This window comes from Candidatus Avoscillospira sp. LCP25S3_F1, assembly GCF_052117125.1.
GTDB lineage: Bacteria > Bacillota > Clostridia > Oscillospirales > Oscillospiraceae > Avoscillospira_A.
Genome location: NZ_JBQKJT010000001.1, coordinates 194932 through 212122, shown reverse-complemented (window position 1 = coordinate 212122; position 17191 = coordinate 194932). Strand labels below are relative to the sequence as shown.

The following is a 17191-nucleotide window of genomic DNA, read 5'->3' as shown; positions in this document are numbered from 1 at the left end:
AAAAAGGGGGGGCGTTTTGCGCCCCCTTCGTGGTCCATCGCCCGCAGGCGACAAAACAGGCCCAGCTCCAGCGCGGAGTTGGGCCTTTTACAAGGGGTGCTGCGGTGAGCGGCACCCCATTGATATGCGTTGCAGCATCGGTTGCGACACCACATGGGAAAACGCCGGTAAAAACGGTTAAGTCGTGGTACACTCCCGGAGGATTTTGGGGAACGCCCGGAGGAAGAGCACCGTGGTCATGGTGGCGGCGATGATATCGGCCAGGGGTTCCGAGAGGAATGTGGCCTCCGCCGACACCAGCACCGGCAGCGCCACCAACGCCATCAGATAGACCGTTTTCCGGAACAGCGAGCAGAACAGCGCCAATTTCACATGGCCCAATGCCGTCGTTTCGTCCACCAGGGCGTACTGGACCGCCAACGGCAGAATCATGGCTGTAAAAATCTTGATATACCGGACGCTCCGCGCCAAAATATCACCGTCCGACGTAAAGAGCTGGACAAAATACTGGGAAACCGTATGGGTGGCAACCATCATAATGGCGCAGAACAGCAGGCACAGCCCCACAATGGCTTTCATGGCCTTGCGGATGCGCTCGGGATTGCCCGCGCCGTAGTTGAAGCTGATGACCGGCTGCGTCCCCAGCGTCATGCCGCCCATGGGCATGGAAATAATCAACAGATAACTCTGCACAATGGTGGCGCAGGTCACCAGCGTGTCGCCCAGCTCCGGGCCGCCGTAGCGCTGGAGCATGGTGTTGAGCACGATGAGCAGCACACTGTCGGTGGCAATGATGAGAAACGGCGACAGGCCGAAGGCCACCACCTGCCGGACGATGTTCCAGGAAAACCCCCGCAGCCCCAGGGGAACCGGCATGGTTTTCCGCCGCAGCGTCAGCAGCACAAAGGCACAGGAGCCCATCTGGGACAGCACCGTTGCCAGCGCCGCGCCGGCCACGCCCATGTCACAGAGGAAAATAAAGATGGGGTCCAGTACAATGTTCATCACCGCGCCCAGCAGCACCGTGAACATACCCAGGCCGGAAAAGCCCTGGCAGATGAGAAAACTGTTCATCCCCGCCGCCATGAGGGCGAACAGGGTACCGGCGGTATAGATGGTCAAATAGGTGTTGCCATAGGCAAACGTGCTGGGACTGGTGCCGAACCACTGGAGCAGATGGTTTTTCATCAGCAGGAACCCCACCGTCAGCGCCGCCGAAAGGCCCAGCAGCAGCAGAAAACAGGTGTTGAGAATGCGGCCCGCTTCCTCCTTGCGGCCCGCGCCCATGCGCATGGCCATAATGGGGGACCCGCCCAGGCCCACCAACGTGGCAAAGGACGACAGCAGGGTGACAATGGGACCGCAGACGCCGACACCGGCCAGGGCCAGCTCGCCCACCTGGGGAATATTGCTGATGTAAATGCGGTCCACAATGCTGTACAGCACATTGACCAGCTGGGCCAGCATGGTGGGCAACGCCAGCCGCAGGACCAGACGGCCCACGGGATCGTTGCCCAGGTCATTGGTACGCCGCATGGCGGTTCTCTCCTCTCTCGTTCAAGCCGTGTTGACAGTAAGTATAGCGGGTTCCGGACGGCTTGTAAACAACAAACGGTTACACCGCTGGAAAAAGGTTCGGCACACGCAAACCGCCCCGGTTTGGGCGGGGCATGGGTCCCCGCTTGGGGGCGTGCAGATACGGGAAACACCCCCGCACGGCGGTGCGGGGGTGTTGCTGCGGATGGATTACAAACTGAAATCGATGGCCTCCTCCTTGATGTGGTGCTTCTTGGCGTAGCCGGTGAGCATCAGCGTCAGCGCGCCGTCGCCGGTGACGTTGCAGGCGGTGCCGAAGGAATCCTGCAACGCGAAGATGGTCAGCATCAGGCCGGTGCCGGTGCCGTCAAAGCCCACCACCGAAATAATCAGGCCCAGAGAGGCCATGACCGTACCGCCGGGAACGCCGGGGGCGCCCACAGCGAAAATGCCCAGCAGCACGCAGAAGAGAATCATGGTGCCGACACTGGGAATCGAGCCGTACAGAATCTTGCTGACGGTCATCACGAAGAACACCTCCGTCAGCACCGAGCCGCACAGGTGGATATTGGCGAACAGGGGAACGCCGAAAGACACCATATCGGGCCGCAGGGTCTTGGCCTTGCGGGCGCAGTCCAGGGCCACGGACAACGTGGCGGCGGAGGACATGGTACCAACCGCCGTGATGTAGGCGGGGCCGTAGTGGCGCAGGACCTCCCAGGGGTTGGTTTTGGAATAGGCGCCGCCCAGACCATAGAGCAGGGCCAGCCAGATGTAGTGGCCGATCATGACGATGACAATGACAATGAGGAAGATGGGCAGCTGCTTGGTGATGGTGCCCTCATAGGCCAGGGTGCAGAAGGTGGTGGCAATGAACAGGGGCAGAATGGGGATGACCACCCGGGTGACGATCTTCAGCACGATCTCCTGGAACTCCTGGAGCACCGCCGCAATGGTGCGGGCCTTGGTCCAGGTGACGGCCAGACCCACCAGCACCGAGAACACCAGTGCGCTCATGACCGACATGATGGCCGGGATATCCAGTTGGAAAATGGCCTCGGGGACCTCCTTGAGGCCGTCCACCTGGGAGACGATGTTGAGACTGGGAATGATGGCGTAGCCGGCAATCATGGAGAACAGCGCCGCGCCCACAGAGGATACATAGGCGATGACCAGGGCCACGCCCAGCATCCGCGAGGCGTTGGACCCCAGCTTGACGATGGACGGGGCGATAAAACCGATGATAATCAGCGGCACGCAGAAGGAAATCAGCTGGTTCAGAATGTACTTGATGGTGACGATGACTTGCAGCACATTGTGCAGCGGTCCCTGCTCGGGGATGACCAGGCCCAGGACAATGCCCAGGACCACGCCCACCAGCAGCTTGAAGGGCAGGCTCTTGACAAATTTCATACAATAGACCTCCTCTTTCCGTGGGGCCGCGCCGTGCGGCCCCAACGACTTGATTCTGTTATAGCATAGTTTTCTCCGCGGCACAAGGGGGGACCGTGGATTCTTGCCGGAGCGGTTTCCAATGGGAATGGTAATTTTTTGTTAAATATTGCAGAATTTTTTGGTGAAAAATTGAAACATGCGTAAAATCTTGTAAGGCTCTCGTGAAATCCATTGCAAGGGGCGTCGGAACCTGATACCATAATATAGAGAATGTCCGCAGAACAGGGCATTTGTGATTACGAAAGGTGGAATTCCCCATGAGAGCGAAAAAACTGGTGGCTCTGGGCCTGTCGCTGGCGACGGTATCGGCCATGGCGCTGCCCGTCAGCGCCGCCGACGGGCAGGACATCGTGGTACTCTACACCAACGACGTCCACTGCACCAACGACGACGGTATGGCCTACGCCGCCATCGCGGGCTACAAGGCCCAGATGCAGCAGCAGTACGGCGACGGGTATGTGACCCTGGTGGACAACGGCGACGCCATTCAGGGCGGTATCCTGGGTTCCATGTCCCAGGGCAGCTGGATCGTCGAGATCATGAACAAGGCCGGTTACGACATGGCCGTTCCCGGCAACCATGAGTTTGACTTCCAGATGACGACCTTCCTGGACATCGTCAACAATCAGGCCAACTACCCCTACCTGAGCTGCAACTTTGTGGACAAGGACGGCAATCCGGTCCTGGACAGCTACAAGATGGTCACCTATGGCGATGTGGACGTGGCCTATGTGGGCATCTCCACCCCCGAGACCATGACCAAGGCGGCCCCGGCCTACTTCCAGAACGAACAGGGTGAGTATATCTACGGCTTCTGCCAGGGCGACAACGGCCAGGAACTGTACGATCAGGTCCAGAAGACCGTGGACGAGGCCATTGCCGCCGGCGCCGATTACGTGGTGGCCCTGGCCCACCTGGGCGAAGACACCGAAAGCTCCCCCTGGATGTCCACGGAAGTCATCGCCAACACCTCCGGCATCGACGTGGTCCTCGACGGCCACTCCCACAGCACCGTCCCCAGCCAGACCGTCAAGAACGAGAAGGGCGAGGATGTGCTCCTGAGCCAGACCGGCACCAAGGCCGAATCCATCGGTAAGCTGACCATTTCCGCCGACGGCAAGCTGTCCACGGAGCTGGTGGCCCTGGCCGATGTGGACACCACCTCCGAGGCCTACACCCAGATGAAGACCACGGTGGAGTCCATCCAGAAGCAGTATCAGGACAAGGCCAACGAAGTGGTTGCCACCTCCAAGGTCGACCTGACCACCCTGGACCCCGCCACCGGTGAGCGGGCCGTCCGTTCCGCTGAGACCAACCTGGGCGACCTCTGCGCCGATGCCTACCGGTCTCTGCTCGATGCCGATGTGGCCTTTGTCAACGGCGGCGGCGTCCGCGCCGATCTGGCTGCCGGCGACATCACCTACGGCGATATCATCGCGGTCCATCCCTTCGGCAATCTGGCCTGCCTGGTGGAGGTCAGCGGCCAGCAGATCCTCGACGCCCTGGAGCACGGCTCCGCTTACGCGGGCGAGTCTGAGAACGGCGGCTTCCTGCAGGTCTCCGGCCTCAAGTACACCATCAACACCGGTGTGAAGAGCTCCGTCGTCCTGGACGAGGCCGGGAACTTCGTCAAGGTCGAGGGCGCCCGCCGCGTGGAGAACGTGCAGATTCTCGACAAGGCCACCGGCGAGTACAAGGCCATCGATCCTCAGGGCACCTACACCCTGGCTTCCCACAACTATATGCTCAAGCAGGGCGGCGACGGCTACGCCATGTTTGGCAAGAACAACGTGACCATCCTCAAGGACGAGGTCATGGTGGACAATGAAGTCCTCATCAACTACATCAAGAACACCCTGGGCGGTGTCGTGGGCGACGAGTACGCCAACCCTTACGGCCAGGGCCGCATCACCATCTACGCGGCTTCTGAGACGCCGGTGGAAGAGCCCTGGTACGCCGAGGCGGTGGAGTATGTGACCACCAACGGCATCATGGGTGAGACCGGCGTGGACTTCCAGCCCGACAGCGCTGCCACCCGCGGCGTCCTGATTCAGGCCCTGTACAACCTGTCCGGCAAGCCCGCTGTGGAAGCCGCCACCTTTAGCGATGTGGCCGGTACCACCTACGCCGATGCGGCGGCCTGGGCCGAGGACAACGGCATTGCCGGCGGCGTCGGCAACGGCCTGTTTGACGGCGACGGCGTCGTGACCCGTCAGCAGCTGGCCAAGATCATGGTGTCCTATGCTGCCTACGAGCAGAAGAACACCCAGCAGACGGCAGACCTGAGCGGCTACACCGATGTGGCCCAGGTGGCCGGTTGGGCCGAGAGCTACATGGAGACGGCTGTGGGCATGGGCCTGATCAGCGGTTCCAACAACGCTCTGAACCCCACCGGTACGGCTACCCGTGCCCAGGTTGCCCAGCTGCTGCTGGACTACTTCAAGATGCAGTAACAGGTACGAACAAGGACGCGCTGCTTCGGCAGCGCGTCCAATGTTTGCCCGGCGGCGGCCAGCGGAAAAGCCTCCGGACGCCCGTCGCAGCGGGGAGGGGATGGCGGCCTCCAAAAATATTTTAAAATTTCTCAAAAAAATGCTTGCATTTTGGGAAGACCTGTGCTAATATAAATGAGCGCTGAGGCGAGCGGTTAAAAAACGAAGCGCCGATGTGTATGCGGTAGTAGCTCAGTTGGATAGAGTGACTGACTACGAATCAGTAGGTCGGGGGTTCGAGTCCCTCCTACCGTACCATAGTGTAAACCACCGAAAACCCTGAGAAATCAACGGTTTTCGGTGGTTTTTTATTTTATGTGATGATTTTATGTAAATCATATTTTGCACTATTTCGAACAATTACAGACAATAAAATACACACCAATCTACACACCAAATTTCAGACGTTCGATGGCTGTAATGATATTCAAATTTATATTTAAATTATCCCAAAATTATGATATAATTGCAGAAAAGGAGGCGCAACAATGGAAGAAAAACGGGAGTTGACGGTTGAAGAAAAGCTTGATCTTTTAATTTCTGCGATTGAGAGTGACAGGGAAGACCGCCGGAAAGAAAAGTCCGAGCGCAGAGGCTTAACCCGGCTTTGCGTTATTTGCGCTACTATTGTTGTCGTTGCGACGTTATGCGTTGGAGGATTGATTTTTGCTCTGGCAAACGGCCTTACGATTGAGACTACTCACCAAACCGTTGAGGGCGATACAGCAGAGATCAACAACAACAATGACGGCGGGAAGAGAAACTTTTCCATGTCAAAACAAAAATGGCTCAGGCATGAAAGTAACCGCAACAAAGTCATATTTTACGCATAAACCCCCGCCGGATTCCGTTCCGGTCGGGGGGTTCGCTTTTCAATTTTTCAACGCTCCCACTTTCCTTTTGCAATGTCCTTGACGGCCTCAATGCCTGGGCGCTGTTTCTTCATCCGTTCAAACTCTGCTATGGCCTTGTGGCGCTCTGTGCCTGGGTATTTGGTTTCTTGCTCATGCTCCACATGTCCATCGGCGTATACACGGTTTAGGCGCAGCCAGTATGTTACAGGGCCTTGATACTGCTTGTGCCGGGTCAATTCTAACTGCATCCGATAGGGCATAGAGACCAGTTCTGCATATCTGGCGGCTAGTGCTGCCCGATACTCCTGCACTCTGGCCAGTGTGGCGGCGTACTGCTCAATATACGCCGCCGCCTGCTTATCCAACCACTGGATTGTCTTCAAATCGTTCTGCTTATCCGGGTCGGCCACATAACAGCGGCTGTCCAGGTAGTTGTCGGACTTGTACCAGCTTCCATGGTCAAACCATTGCCGATAGCTCATGTACGCTCACCTCCAAAGTAGTATCCAGAGAAAGCCGCAAAAGGAACCAATCCAGATGGATTCCCGTTGTGCATTTCCACCACATAAGGAACCCTGTCAACGGTGATATAGTGGACGATACCTCCCGAAGAAAAGCAAAACTTCTTTATGGTGCGCTCAAGCACCCGGCCACCAATACAGACTTTGATTTTCATGTGTGATTACCTCCATTTTATTTTCTGGCGCTCTCTGCTGCCCACCGGTGGACGATGGACAGGGACAACGTCAGCACCCGGCGGCCTCGGCAACTTCCTGACACCAGGAAAGGCACGGGCCAAATCCGGCAATATAACCAGTGACGCGGGCGCCGTCTACATAGCCGACGTGATAGCCACGGCCCTGAAAAATGCGGATCATGTGGCCGGAAATCGTCCGGCTGAAAACCTGAGAAAAGCTCGTGATACTCATAGTCTGCAACCTCTAATCAAAGGCGGCCGGTCAAACCGGCGCGCCAATCGGCGTAAAGTTGGTGGATTCTGCGCCGCCCCGGAAAACCTGGGAGCCGTACTTGCTGCGGATTTGGCTGATACTCTTCTTGCCCCGGCTCCAGTGGGCGCCGTCCTCGGCATGGTGCCAATACCACAGCTGCTTGTTCTTGCTCCAGCGGCACCCAGCGGCCTTCAATTCCTCTTTGTTCTCGCGGGTATTGCCTCCAATCCACAGCCAGGAGCCGCACAGCTCCACCTCCAGGCCCTTTAACTTCAACAGGGCGGTGATGATAGCAATAAATTCTTCGGGGGCCTCCGTGACCTTGTGGGCCTCGTCTGCGGATGCGTTGTGGTCCGCTTTCAGCTTTTCCATCATAACCGCGTAATCGGCGTTGATGCGCTGCATGGTAGCCGTGTCGCCGCCACAGTCGGGGTGGAAGAGCTGGGCCAGACGGCGATATTCCTTTTTCAGTTCGTCGAGATTGGAGCAGGTGGTAAAGTATTTCATGGTGTTTCCTCCTTGATTTATGTGAGTTCTGGTATTCACTCCAGCCCATCGGCGGGCGGTGAGCTGGGTCAGCATCAGAAACCCATATACGCACACTCGATAATTGCCCAGGTCTCAATGTATTCGTCGGACGGCTCCTCACCCTGATAGTAGTGAGAGGCAGGAACGTGGGAAACATTCCCATTTGCTTCTCGGTCCGCGTCGATGATCGAATGGAACAATTCCATCTTTGTTCCGGTGATGATGTTCCCACTGATTTCCTCACGGACGGTGTAAACCAATTCCGGGCTGATATTCTCGAAAATATCAAGAGCCTCGCGGCGAGTGCTGAACATGTTCATAACGTTGCTCCTTTCTGTGTTACATACATCGATGTATGTAATTTAAGTTTTGGGGGCTATCTAGCCCCCGTTTTTGATATAGTTTTGAAGTGCTGCACGGATAATTTCCGTTGTTCCTTTCCCGTCGGGCGTCTTGTGCTTCTCCAGATATTCGATAATTTCGCCGTCGGTATCATATCGAAGACTTACGCCGTATCGTTTGTAGTTTGCTGCAATCCAACGCGATTTGACCTCGCTGCTGGTTTCCGTTTTCCGCTTTGCTATTGACTTCACCCCCAGTTTGCTCTATAATCGAGAGCAAGAGGGGCGGTCCGCTGCAACGGACCCCGGTCAACCTCCTACAAGTTTATAGCTTGAGAAATTGCCGGTTTCCTATGCGGGGGGCCGGTTATTTCTTTTTCGTTATGTTGATAACTCCAAAGATAACAACGGCTAACAGATTAAGTAACATCAAGGTTTCTTGCACTGTCACGCTGTCACCTCCTTTCAGGAGGTCGAGCCGTTCCCCTCTTGCTGGCCTTATCGTACAACATACATCGACGTATGTCAAGCCCCTTTTGAAATTATTTTTTCCCGGCGCTGTTTTATCTGTTTTTACAAGTGACAAGACAGGCATTATACAGTGGTTATCACTCTTTGGCGCTCTTTTGCGGTGCGCTCTTTGGCCCGCTCCGCCGCCTTATTATGTGGGGGCTATCTATACCATTTGGGGGCTGCTCTTAGACCCTCTCAGACAGTACATTTGTACTGTTTTTATTTTATCAACTCTTGGCGGTCTCACACCCACCAGGAAGCCCCATTTTACCGGCGTTCTGCCGGTCTCCCAGTGGTTTCTCAGCTGGGAAAGGTGGGAGCAGTAAGCACTATCTTATCTTGTGTAAGTGTTATTATTATATAAAAAATATAAATACAAGATACTCTTGTACAAGATAAGGAGGTGAAGAGGAATGCCGAAAGACCCGCTATGCTCCGTCTCTGCGGACAAAATCAGACAGAAGGTGGACGCATACTTTGACGCCCTGGCAGCCGACCCAACCAAGAGGGGAGGCCCTGCCGATCTGCTTGTGGCGATAGGGATTACCTGGGATGAAGCGGTAGCCGTATGTAATACGGACATTGATGCCTATAAAAAGCACCGGCGGGAGCTGGTCCGGGCGGCGGGACTGATCCGCGCCCATCTGGAGACGGCACCGGCCTGGGCCAATGGCAGCAGCAGCAAGGCCATTTTCCTGTCAAAACAGCAGTTGTGGGACAACCGGGCCTATGTGGACAAACAGGAGACAAAATCCAGCGTTTCCGCAGAGGTTCGCGTGTTTTTTGGGGATGGAAAGGGCATAAATGGGGCCTTTGATTAGCCAAGGACACAAAATCATAATTTTGTTGCGTTCATCGGTTGTATTTACAACGAAATGGGGCGATTCTGGAGAATATTCCGTCATATTGCCCAATGCAATCGGCAAAACGGCCTGTTTTACCGGCCATGTCTTATCCAAAAACACAAAGGCCCATCACCCGGCGGCGGCTGCGGCGGCAATGACCAGGGCGGCGGCTGGTGGCCTGCTGTGCGGCCAGTCACAAGACAGGGGGGAGGGGGTGGGGGCTCCTGCCCGGTCGGTCCGATGGGGCTGGGGGTACCCCCTACCCGGTAGGCATGGCCCCAGGCTATGGGGGTACCCAAAAACCGGGCGTCTCTTTCTAAGAACCCTATACTCTCCCCTGAATACACTCTCTGCGTGTTATCGGCACATTGTACCCATCAACAGTGCCAGCTTGCCGCCGCCGCCAGAGAAGAGTAATTATTTTCTGGGCAGTGATACAGGGGAAGAGACTGCCGTACCAGTAAAGGGCTTTCTCCCACTCTACACCCTATCCCCCTTAAACCCCCTATAATCCCCCTTGATGGTCCCTTTCCCTCTTCCCTCCCACGGGCGGCGGCTGCGGCGGCTTTTGCGGGGCAGCGTTTGAAGATCGGCCGAAAAACTGTGATATACTTTCCTCGGGCCAAGGGGGGCAGGGAAAAACGGCGTAGGGGTTGCCAGAGAACGGGACGCAGAAAAATCAAACACCTTGCCGAAAGGGTCTGCACCATACCCCTTTGGAGCGGGTCCTTCCGGCAGGGCGTTTCCCGTATTTCGTCCTGCACATGGGTCATCCTTTCTTTCTCCTCTCATCTCTGTTGCCGGGGGCGGTTGCTCCATGCCGCCCCCAATATGGGAGCTGACGGTTCACCCCTGGGGCGTCCAGGTAGGCGGTTCGACCCCGCTTTCTCCCAGTAACCTCCTGATAGGCGGTCTCAATTAGCCCTGACGTGGGCAGGGCGACCCGGTGCGACAGCGGGCGAATCTGTCGCCCCCATTGGGGGACTTTCTGACCGGTGGTGATGGAGTTGGGAAAACAGAACATGGCGCGAGAGCGCTGGGAGAACACACCCAAGGTGGAACTGGGGCGGCCCAACTCGGAACCCCAGTGGAAATTTTTCAAGAGCCGCAAACTGTACACCTGCTACGGCGGCGCCAGAGGCGGCGGCAAGTCCTGGGCAGTCCGGACAAAGGCCGTGGGCGGTGCGCTGCGGTGGGCCGGAATTAAAATCCTGATCATCCGCCGGACATACCGCGACATGGAAAACTCCCTGATCACGCCGCTGGTAAAGCTGATTCCACAAGAGGTGGGCCGCTACAACAGCACAATGAACATGGTGTTTTTCGCAAATGGCAGCACCATCAAGTTTGGACACTTGCCCAACGACCGGGCCACGGTGGAGGGCGAGTACCAGGGACAGGAATTTGACTGGATTTTCATGGACGAGGCCACGCAGTTTACCGAAAGCGAGTTCCGCGGTATTGGCGGCTGCTTGCGTGGCGTCAACAAGATTCCCAAGCGAATGTACCTGACCTGTAACCCCGGCGGCGTAGGCCACCAGTGGGTGAAGCGACTGTTCATCGACAAGAAATACCGGGAGGGTGAGAACCCGGACGACTACTGCTTTATTCCTGCTAAGTGGTCCGACAATAAGGACTTGATGGAAAGTTCCCCGGCGTATCGCAACATGCTGGACAATCTGCCGGAGAACGTCAGAGCTGCCCACCGTGACGGCAACTGGGACGCTTTGGCCGGTCAGTATTTCGCGGAGTTCCGTGAGGAAATCCACACCATTGAGCCTTTCGTGATTCCGCAGGAGTGGCGGCGCTACCGGGCGTTTGACTATGGCCTTGACTGCTTTGCCTGCCTGTGGATTGCCGTTGACTTTGTGGGCCGGTCCTATGTTTACCGGGAAGTCGCGGAAAGCCGTCTGATCGTCTCCCAGGCGGCGGAACTGGCTTTAGGCGTCACACCAGAGTATGAGCGTATTGAGTACACCATAGCCCCGCCGGATATGTGGTCCACTCAGAAGGACACCGGCAGGACCATGGCAGAAATCTTTACAGAGTGCGGCCTGGGACTGGTAAAGGGTAATAATTCCCGCGTCCAGGGCTGGCTCAACGTCAAGGAAATGCTGAAAATCATGGGAGACGGGAAACCGGGCTTGCTGATTTTTAAGGACTGCCGGGGATTGATCGACAACCTTCAAGCGGTGCAATCCGATGAAAAGAATCCGTCGGACGTTGCAAAGGAGCCGCACGAGATCACCCACCGGCCCGACGCCCTTCGATATTACTGCCAGTCCCGCTTTATGGCGCCGGAGCTGGCCAGCCAATACGATTACGACGAGGACGACGAGGACACCGGCATGGACTATCAGACGGCCATGTGCGGCGGTCCTATGAGTTCGTCGTATCTAGCATACTAGGAGGTAAAAACGATGAAAGCAATGCTGTCTCAGCCGATGGCTGGAAAGACCGAAGAAGAAATCATTGCAACCCGCGAGAAGGCAATCTCCGCCCTGAAAGAAAATGGCTATGAAATCGTGAACACCCTGTTCACTGATGAGTGGTACAGCCGTGAGAAGATGGAGGAGCGCGGCGTAGTTCAGATTCCGCTTTGTTTCCTGGCAAAGTCGCTTGAAAGCATGAGCCTGTGCCACGCTGCCTACTTCTGCAAGGGCTGGGAAAACGCCCGCGGATGCAAAATTGAGCATGACGCGGCTGTAGCCTATGGCCTGACCATCATTTACGAAGAATAACACGCGGCCTACTGGCAGCATATGCCGCCGTAGCTCAGTTGGATAGAGCAGCAGACTTCTAATCTGCAGGTCGGAGGTTCAAGTCCTCCAGACGGCTCCATAAATCACACCCGCCAACCATAGTGGGTGAAATCGGGCCAACCATAGCCCGGATAGGAGGTAGACATGGAAAACAACGGCGTTGACACCACGACGGTGGAGGAAACCAGCGGAACCATTGACGCCATGGGCGTTGACGTTTCCGAGTACATGACCGGCGGCGGGGAAGACCAGCCCGAACAGCCGGAGACTGTAGCCGACACGCCTGCCGATACCCCGGACCCGGAGACACCGGCAGAGGAAACGCCTGCCGAGGAACAGCAGGCCACGGGCGGTGATGGCGCTTCTGACAGCGTCAAGATTCCCGTGAAGTGGATGGACCAGGAGCGGGAACTCACCGTGGCGGAGGCCAAGGAATACGCCCAGAAGGGCATGGACTATGACCGAGTAAAGGAACAGCTGCACAGCGCCAATACGGAGTTGGAGCAGCTGCGTAAGTTCCAGGCCGATCATGCCGAGGATATCGAGTTTTTACAGAAACTGGCTGACGAGAGCCACATGAGTTTGAGCGCCATGATCGACGAGGTCAGGGCCAGCCAGCTCATGAAGCGGGAAAATATCAGCCGCGATCTGGCTTTGGAGCGCATTAAGCGGGAAAAGGCGGAACGGCAGCTGGATAGCCGCAACAGAGAGCGGCAGCAGCAGGACACGGATGCCGCCAAACGACAGGCCGACATTGCCGCATTCCTGAAAAAATTTCCCGGCGTCAGCAGCAGCGACATTCCCAGGGAGGTTTGGGAACAGGTGCGGGGCGGTGAAACGCTGGTCCATGCCTACGAGGCCCACACGGCGGCCAAGGCGGCACAGGAAAAAGACCAGCGGATTGCGGAGCTGGAGCGGCAGTTGGCCGCTGAAAAGCAGAACAGCGCCAACCGGCAGCGCAGCACCGGCAGCCAGCGCACCGGCGGGCAGGAAACCCCGAAAGACCAGTTCCTGGAACACTTCCTGTCTGACGATTAAGGAGGAACATTGCAATGGGCAACACCATCAATCTGGCGACGAAATACGCCAGCGCCGCACAGGAGCGGTTTTATAAGGATTCCGTCACCCAGGATTCCTTTTCCAAGGACCTTGACATGGAGTTTACCGGCGTGCGCACCGTCAAGGTCTACGAGGTGGACACTGCGCCCCTCAACGACTACACCCGCAGCGGCGCCAATCGCTACGGCGAACCTCAGGAGCTGACCGACAATCTCCAGGAGTTCATTATGACCCAGGATAAGTCGTTTACCTACACCATCGACAAGGGCAACGCCAAGGAGCAGTTCAACGTGAAGCAGGCCGGCACATCCTTGAAACGGCAGATGCGCGAAGTGGTCACCCCCTACATCGACCGGTACAGACTAAAGAAGTGGGCCGAGGGCGCCGGCATCGTCGTCGGCCTGGGGACTGCTCCCGCCAAGGACACCATTGGTGGCCTGATCATGGACGGTACGGTGGCCATGGACGATGCGTTTGCTCCTTCCGAGGGCCGTACCCTGTATGTTACCTCGGCCATGTACAAGCTGCTGAAGCTGTGTGACGAGTTCACCAACTCCGACGGTCTGACTACCAAAGCGGTTGGCAAGGGCGTGGTTGGCGAGTTTGACGGCATGGTGGTCAAGAAAGTGCCGTCCAGCTATATGCCCTATGGAGCATACTTCATGATCATCGTGAAGGGCGCTGCCATTTCTCCCATGAAGCTCAACGACTACAAGATTCACACCGACCCGCAGGGCATTTCCGGCGATCTGGTGGAAGGCCGCATTATGTTTGATGCCTTTGTGAAAGGCACCAAGGCCAACGGAATTTATGTGGCTGTTCCCAATGACCAAACCTCTGCGGCGGTGACCGTATCCATTGCCAGCCACGAGGCCACCATCACCGGCAGCGGCACCATCAAGTATACGACGGACGGCAGCGACCCCCGCTACAGCGCGTCGGCCATGGTGTATGACAGCATGAGCAAGCCGCGCACCGTCAAGGGCGACAAGGTCCGCGCCTATCAGGTGGAACCCAACAAACTCGCGTCCCCCGTCGCAGAGGACGTGGACGACGAAGAGTAACCGCATAGGGCCGCACACAGCGGCCCTTTTTCGTAGGAGGATGACCCATGCTGGATATGATGCTGAATCTTTTGCAAACGGTGGGGTTGCTGCTCCTGGCCGCAAAGCTCTATCGGGAGGAACACACGCTCCGAATTGTGTCCCGTATGGCCGCCGGAACGGCGCAGCAGCCGTCGCAACCGCCGGAAATACCCATTGACCAGGAGAAAGCCAAACAGGCCGCAGAAGCGATCAACCGGTTTAATGACGGCGTCGCCAATATCCTCGGGTACACTGGGGAGGCCAAGCAATGAGAGAGACGCCGAAACCCACCGTCCAGTCCGTGAAGCAGAAGTATGAGCGGTCTGTTCAGTTTAATACGGAACTGGGCCTGTATGATACGGTCCGAAAAAACGAAAATTTTTTCATCGGCAATCAGTGGGAGGGCGTGGAGGCCAACGGATTGCCCACGCCGGTATTCAACTTTCTCAAGCGGATTGTACTCTTCCAGGTTGCAACCATCACGTCTGACAATATCGCCATGCAGGCGTCGCCGCTGGCTTCCACATCCCGCTATGAGTTATGGGACATTGACCAGATTACCGACGTCATCAACAAGCAGTTCGCGTCCATCTTTGAACAGAACCAGCTTGTGGGCCAGATTCGGGAGTTTATGCGGAATGCCGCCGTCGACGGAGACGGCTGTATCTACACCTGGTTTGACCCGTCCATTGAAAACGGCCAGGACGTCAAGGGCGAGATTGTGACGGAGATCATCGAAAACACCCGCGTTCACTTTGGCAATCCCAATAACCGGGCGGTCCAGGAACAGCCATGGATCATTCTCAGCCGCCGCATGATGGTGGATGAGGCAAAGGATATGGCCGAGGGAAACGGCGTACCCAAGGAGACCTGGGAGAAAATTGCACCGGATCAGGAGACATACGACAACAAGTTCGATGCCATGACCGATGATAAGGTCACGGTCTTAACGTATCTTTACCGGGATAAAAAAACCAAAACCATCTGGAAGTACGTTTGCACGTCCACGGTGGAAATGCAAGAACCGACGGACACGGAATTGAAGCTGTATCCCATTGTCTGGCTGAACTGGGACTATGTACAGGATAACTACCACGGGCAGAGTATGATTACCGGTCTGCTGCCCAACCAAATTTTCATCAACAAACTGTTTGCCATATCGATGATCTCCCTCATGACTACGGCTTACCCCAAAATCGTCTACGACAAGACGAGAATCAAAAGCTGGGACAGCCGGGTGGGCGCGGCCATCGGTGTCAATGGCGGCGACATGAACGCCGTCGCAAGAATTATCGACCCGGCGCAGATTTCCCCACAGATTGCACAGTTTATTCAACTGGCCCAGCAAATGACCCAGGAGAATATGGGCGCGTCCGATGTAGCCCTGGGCAGCGGCAACGCCTACAATACTTCGGCCATTATCTCCCTGCAGCGGGCGGCTGCGGTGCCGACGGAAAGCGTCAAGCAAAACCTGTACCGCTGCATTGAATCCCTGGGCCGGATTTTCATTGACCATATGCGGGTGTTTTACGGTACCCGGTATGTGCAGGTCAATATGAATATCAAACAAGAGCAGATGCCACTTGGGATTCAGATTCCAAACCAGGATTTTAACCGGGCGTTCGACTTTTCCATATTGAAAGAAATCCCGGTTTCGATTCAGCTGGACGTTGGCGCTTCGTCCTACTGGTCCGAAATCGCCACCCAGCAGACTTTGGACAATCTCCTGATGCAGGATAAGATTGATCTTGTGGACTACCTGGAGCGCATTCCTAACGGTTATGTGACCAAAAAACAGGAACTGATTGAGAAAATCAAAGGCCAGATGCAGACCGTGATGCAGCCGCAGACCGCGACGTCCATGCCGCCGCTGGACACCAGCACAGAACTTCCGGTCAAGGGCGGCAGCGGGTACGGAGAACTGCAACGGGCCATCAATGAAACAGGGGTGGTGCAGTAATGGCCCTTACCAGATTTGAAAAGGACATGGTCATCATCCAGCAGTTGGATGATCAGCCCAATGACGTTGGCGGCCTGACGGCTGCGGAACTCAAGGCCAAATTTGACGAGGGCGGCATGGCGGTAAAGGAGTATCTCAACGATACGCTGTTGCCGGAGCTTGACAATAATCAGGCAAACTTCCAAAAGCCGGAGGCATCGGCAGGCATCGGCGCCACGGATAAGAACGGAGGCGCTTCGACTGTTCAGGACGAGTTGGACAAGGTTTCCAACCTGGGTGGAGCGACGTCAACGGCGGCACAGTTGGATAACGCGGTCAGGCAGATGCACAGCCACGCCAACAAGGCCCTTTTGGATGGATATACGCAAACCGAAACAGCCTTGGCGTCCGCTGTGGCCCAAAAACACAGTCATGGCAACAAGGCCCTGCTTGACACCTACACACAATCCAATTCCGATCTTGCGTCTTCCGTCCAGCAGCGGCACACGCATAATAATAAGGCAGTTCTGGACTTGATTCTTGGACTGTCGCAGTCCGTCGGGAGTTCGCCCAACCGCGTTCCATCCGAGGCGGCTGTGGGACGGCTGTTTGCAATGATTGGCGGCGGCGGTCCTGGTGGTAATCTGCCGCCCGGCGGACTTCCCGGCGATCAGCTTGTCAAGGCGTCGGACAAAAACTTTGACGCAACATGGGATTCTGTCCAGAGACAGATTATTCTCGGATATGTTGCAACGGCACTGAGCACTGATGACGGGTATTGCATTACCACTGATGACGGTGTGCCAATTGACGCATTCCGCATTTTGTGAGG

17 protein-coding genes and 2 tRNA genes are annotated in these 17191 nt (G+C 56.3%); 12 read left to right on the top strand and 7 right to left on the bottom strand.

Annotated features, from left to right (window positions below):
* Window positions 1-177: 177 nt before the first annotated feature.
* Both ACTQ33_RS01165 and ACTQ33_RS01160 read right to left on the bottom strand, forming a co-directional pair.
* Entirely contained in the window at window positions 178-1536 is a 1359-nt protein-coding gene (locus ACTQ33_RS01165; RefSeq protein WP_441461408.1) for an MATE family efflux transporter, read from the bottom strand.
* A gap of 210 nt (window positions 1537-1746) precedes the next feature.
* Window positions 1747-2949: a dicarboxylate/amino acid:cation symporter gene (locus tag ACTQ33_RS01160; protein ID WP_441461406.1), complete on the bottom strand. Its 1203-nt coding sequence runs from the start codon at window positions 2947-2949 to the stop codon at window positions 1747-1749.
* 299 nt (window positions 2950-3248) lie between these two features.
* On the opposite strand from ACTQ33_RS01160, the gene ACTQ33_RS01155 reads away from it, so the two are divergent.
* The 3 genes from ACTQ33_RS01155 (at window position 3249) to ACTQ33_RS01145 (ending at window position 6316) form a co-directional block, all read left to right on the top strand.
* Window positions 3249-5444 (top strand): 5'-nucleotidase C-terminal domain-containing protein, encoded by a 2196-nt coding sequence (locus ACTQ33_RS01155; protein ID WP_441461404.1) that lies wholly within the window; start codon window positions 3249-3251, stop codon window positions 5442-5444.
* 220 nt (window positions 5445-5664) lie between these two features.
* Window positions 5665-5741 (top strand) — tRNA-Arg (locus tag ACTQ33_RS01150).
* Between the two features lie 230 nt (window positions 5742-5971).
* Entirely contained in the window at window positions 5972-6316 is a 345-nt protein-coding gene (locus ACTQ33_RS01145; RefSeq protein ID WP_441461402.1) for a hypothetical protein, read from the top strand.
* Between the two features lie 47 nt (window positions 6317-6363).
* Here ACTQ33_RS01145 and ACTQ33_RS01140 read toward each other — a convergent pair whose 3' ends face one another.
* From ACTQ33_RS01140 to ACTQ33_RS01120, 5 genes are all read right to left on the bottom strand, one after another.
* Window positions 6364-6819 carry a hypothetical protein gene (locus ACTQ33_RS01140; protein WP_441461400.1) on the bottom strand — a complete coding sequence of 152 codons (456 nt, stop codon included), beginning with the start codon at window positions 6817-6819 and terminating at the stop codon, window positions 6364-6366.
* Window positions 6816-7013 (bottom strand): hypothetical protein, encoded by a 198-nt coding sequence (locus ACTQ33_RS01135; protein ID WP_441461398.1) that lies wholly within the window; start codon window positions 7011-7013, stop codon window positions 6816-6818. Before ACTQ33_RS01135 ends, ACTQ33_RS01140 begins: the two co-directional genes overlap by 4 nt.
* Before the next feature lie 70 nt (window positions 7014-7083).
* Window positions 7084-7266: a hypothetical protein gene (locus ACTQ33_RS01130; RefSeq protein ID WP_441461396.1), complete on the bottom strand. Its 183-nt coding sequence runs from the start codon at window positions 7264-7266 to the stop codon at window positions 7084-7086.
* A gap of 30 nt (window positions 7267-7296) precedes the next feature.
* The gene (locus tag ACTQ33_RS01125) at window positions 7297-7794 is read right to left on the bottom strand and encodes a hypothetical protein (RefSeq protein WP_441461395.1); all 498 of its coding nucleotides are present in this window, start codon (window positions 7792-7794) and stop codon (window positions 7297-7299) included.
* 74 nt (window positions 7795-7868) lie between these two features.
* Window positions 7869-8135 (bottom strand): hypothetical protein, encoded by a 267-nt coding sequence (locus ACTQ33_RS01120; protein ID WP_441461393.1) that lies wholly within the window; start codon window positions 8133-8135, stop codon window positions 7869-7871.
* Between the two features lie 947 nt (window positions 8136-9082).
* On the opposite strand from ACTQ33_RS01120, the gene ACTQ33_RS01115 reads away from it, so the two are divergent.
* The 9 genes from ACTQ33_RS01115 (at window position 9083) to ACTQ33_RS01075 (ending at window position 17189) form a co-directional block, all read left to right on the top strand.
* Window positions 9083-9490 carry a hypothetical protein gene (locus ACTQ33_RS01115; RefSeq protein ID WP_441461391.1) on the top strand — a complete coding sequence of 136 codons (408 nt, stop codon included), beginning with the start codon at window positions 9083-9085 and terminating at the stop codon, window positions 9488-9490.
* Between the two features lie 1046 nt (window positions 9491-10536).
* Window positions 10537-11922, top strand: a complete 1386-nt coding sequence (locus tag ACTQ33_RS01110; protein ID WP_441461389.1) for a phage terminase large subunit — start codon at window positions 10537-10539, stop codon at window positions 11920-11922.
* Between the two features lie 12 nt (window positions 11923-11934).
* A complete protein-coding gene (locus ACTQ33_RS01105) occupies window positions 11935-12255 on the top strand; it encodes a DUF4406 domain-containing protein (protein WP_441461387.1) in 321 nt (106 codons plus the stop codon).
* Window positions 12256-12281: 26 nt separating this feature from the next.
* Window positions 12282-12355 (top strand) — tRNA-Arg (locus ACTQ33_RS01100).
* Between the two features lie 65 nt (window positions 12356-12420).
* Complete coding sequence (locus tag ACTQ33_RS01095) at window positions 12421-13314, top strand: hypothetical protein (protein WP_441461385.1); 894 nt, start codon at window positions 12421-12423, stop codon at window positions 13312-13314.
* A gap of 14 nt (window positions 13315-13328) precedes the next feature.
* Window positions 13329-14399 carry a N4-gp56 family major capsid protein gene (locus ACTQ33_RS01090; RefSeq protein WP_441461383.1) on the top strand — a complete coding sequence of 357 codons (1071 nt, stop codon included), beginning with the start codon at window positions 13329-13331 and terminating at the stop codon, window positions 14397-14399.
* Window positions 14400-14446: 47 nt separating this feature from the next.
* Complete coding sequence (locus tag ACTQ33_RS01085; RefSeq protein WP_441461381.1) at window positions 14447-14692, top strand: hypothetical protein; 246 nt, start codon at window positions 14447-14449, stop codon at window positions 14690-14692.
* Window positions 14689-16380 carry a portal protein gene (locus tag ACTQ33_RS01080; RefSeq protein WP_441461379.1) on the top strand — a complete coding sequence of 564 codons (1692 nt, stop codon included), beginning with the start codon at window positions 14689-14691 and terminating at the stop codon, window positions 16378-16380. Before ACTQ33_RS01085 ends, ACTQ33_RS01080 begins: the two co-directional genes overlap by 4 nt.
* Complete coding sequence (locus tag ACTQ33_RS01075) at window positions 16380-17189, top strand: hypothetical protein (protein WP_441461378.1); 810 nt, start codon at window positions 16380-16382, stop codon at window positions 17187-17189. Before ACTQ33_RS01080 ends, ACTQ33_RS01075 begins: the two co-directional genes overlap by 1 nt.
* Window positions 17190-17191: the final 2 nt, after the last annotated feature.

Excerpts from the sequence above, each read along its gene's own strand:
- ACTQ33_RS01155 (WP_441461404.1), top strand. The coding sequence starts at position 3,249 with ATGAGAGCGAAAAAACTGGTGGCTCTGGGCCTGTCGCTGGCGACGGTA.
- ACTQ33_RS01105 (WP_441461387.1), top strand. The coding sequence starts at position 11,935 with ATGAAAGCAATGCTGTCTCAGCCGATGGCTGGAAAGACCGAAGAAGAA.
- ACTQ33_RS01095 (WP_441461385.1), top strand. The coding sequence starts at position 12,421 with ATGGAAAACAACGGCGTTGACACCACGACGGTGGAGGAAACCAGCGGA.
- ACTQ33_RS01080 (WP_441461379.1), top strand. The coding sequence starts at position 14,689 with ATGAGAGAGACGCCGAAACCCACCGTCCAGTCCGTGAAGCAGAAGTAT.
- ACTQ33_RS01140 (WP_441461400.1), bottom strand. The coding sequence starts at position 6,819 with ATGAGCTATCGGCAATGGTTTGACCATGGAAGCTGGTACAAGTCCGAC.
- ACTQ33_RS01120 (WP_441461393.1), bottom strand. The coding sequence starts at position 8,135 with ATGAACATGTTCAGCACTCGCCGCGAGGCTCTTGATATTTTCGAGAAT.
- ACTQ33_RS01115 (WP_441461391.1), top strand. The coding sequence starts at position 9,083 with ATGCCGAAAGACCCGCTATGCTCCGTCTCTGCGGACAAAATCAGACAG.
- ACTQ33_RS01130 (WP_441461396.1), bottom strand. The coding sequence starts at position 7,266 with ATGAGTATCACGAGCTTTTCTCAGGTTTTCAGCCGGACGATTTCCGGC.
- ACTQ33_RS01135 (WP_441461398.1), bottom strand. The coding sequence starts at position 7,013 with ATGAAAATCAAAGTCTGTATTGGTGGCCGGGTGCTTGAGCGCACCATA.
- ACTQ33_RS01075 (WP_441461378.1), top strand. The coding sequence starts at position 16,380 with ATGGCCCTTACCAGATTTGAAAAGGACATGGTCATCATCCAGCAGTTG.
- ACTQ33_RS01145 (WP_441461402.1), top strand. The coding sequence starts at position 5,972 with ATGGAAGAAAAACGGGAGTTGACGGTTGAAGAAAAGCTTGATCTTTTA.
- ACTQ33_RS01160 (WP_441461406.1), bottom strand. The coding sequence starts at position 2,949 with ATGAAATTTGTCAAGAGCCTGCCCTTCAAGCTGCTGGTGGGCGTGGTC.
- ACTQ33_RS01085 (WP_441461381.1), top strand. The coding sequence starts at position 14,447 with ATGCTGGATATGATGCTGAATCTTTTGCAAACGGTGGGGTTGCTGCTC.
- ACTQ33_RS01110 (WP_441461389.1), top strand. The coding sequence starts at position 10,537 with ATGGCGCGAGAGCGCTGGGAGAACACACCCAAGGTGGAACTGGGGCGG.
- ACTQ33_RS01165 (WP_441461408.1), bottom strand. The coding sequence starts at position 1,536 with ATGCGGCGTACCAATGACCTGGGCAACGATCCCGTGGGCCGTCTGGTC.
- ACTQ33_RS01125 (WP_441461395.1), bottom strand. The coding sequence starts at position 7,794 with ATGAAATACTTTACCACCTGCTCCAATCTCGACGAACTGAAAAAGGAA.
- ACTQ33_RS01090 (WP_441461383.1), top strand. The coding sequence starts at position 13,329 with ATGGGCAACACCATCAATCTGGCGACGAAATACGCCAGCGCCGCACAG.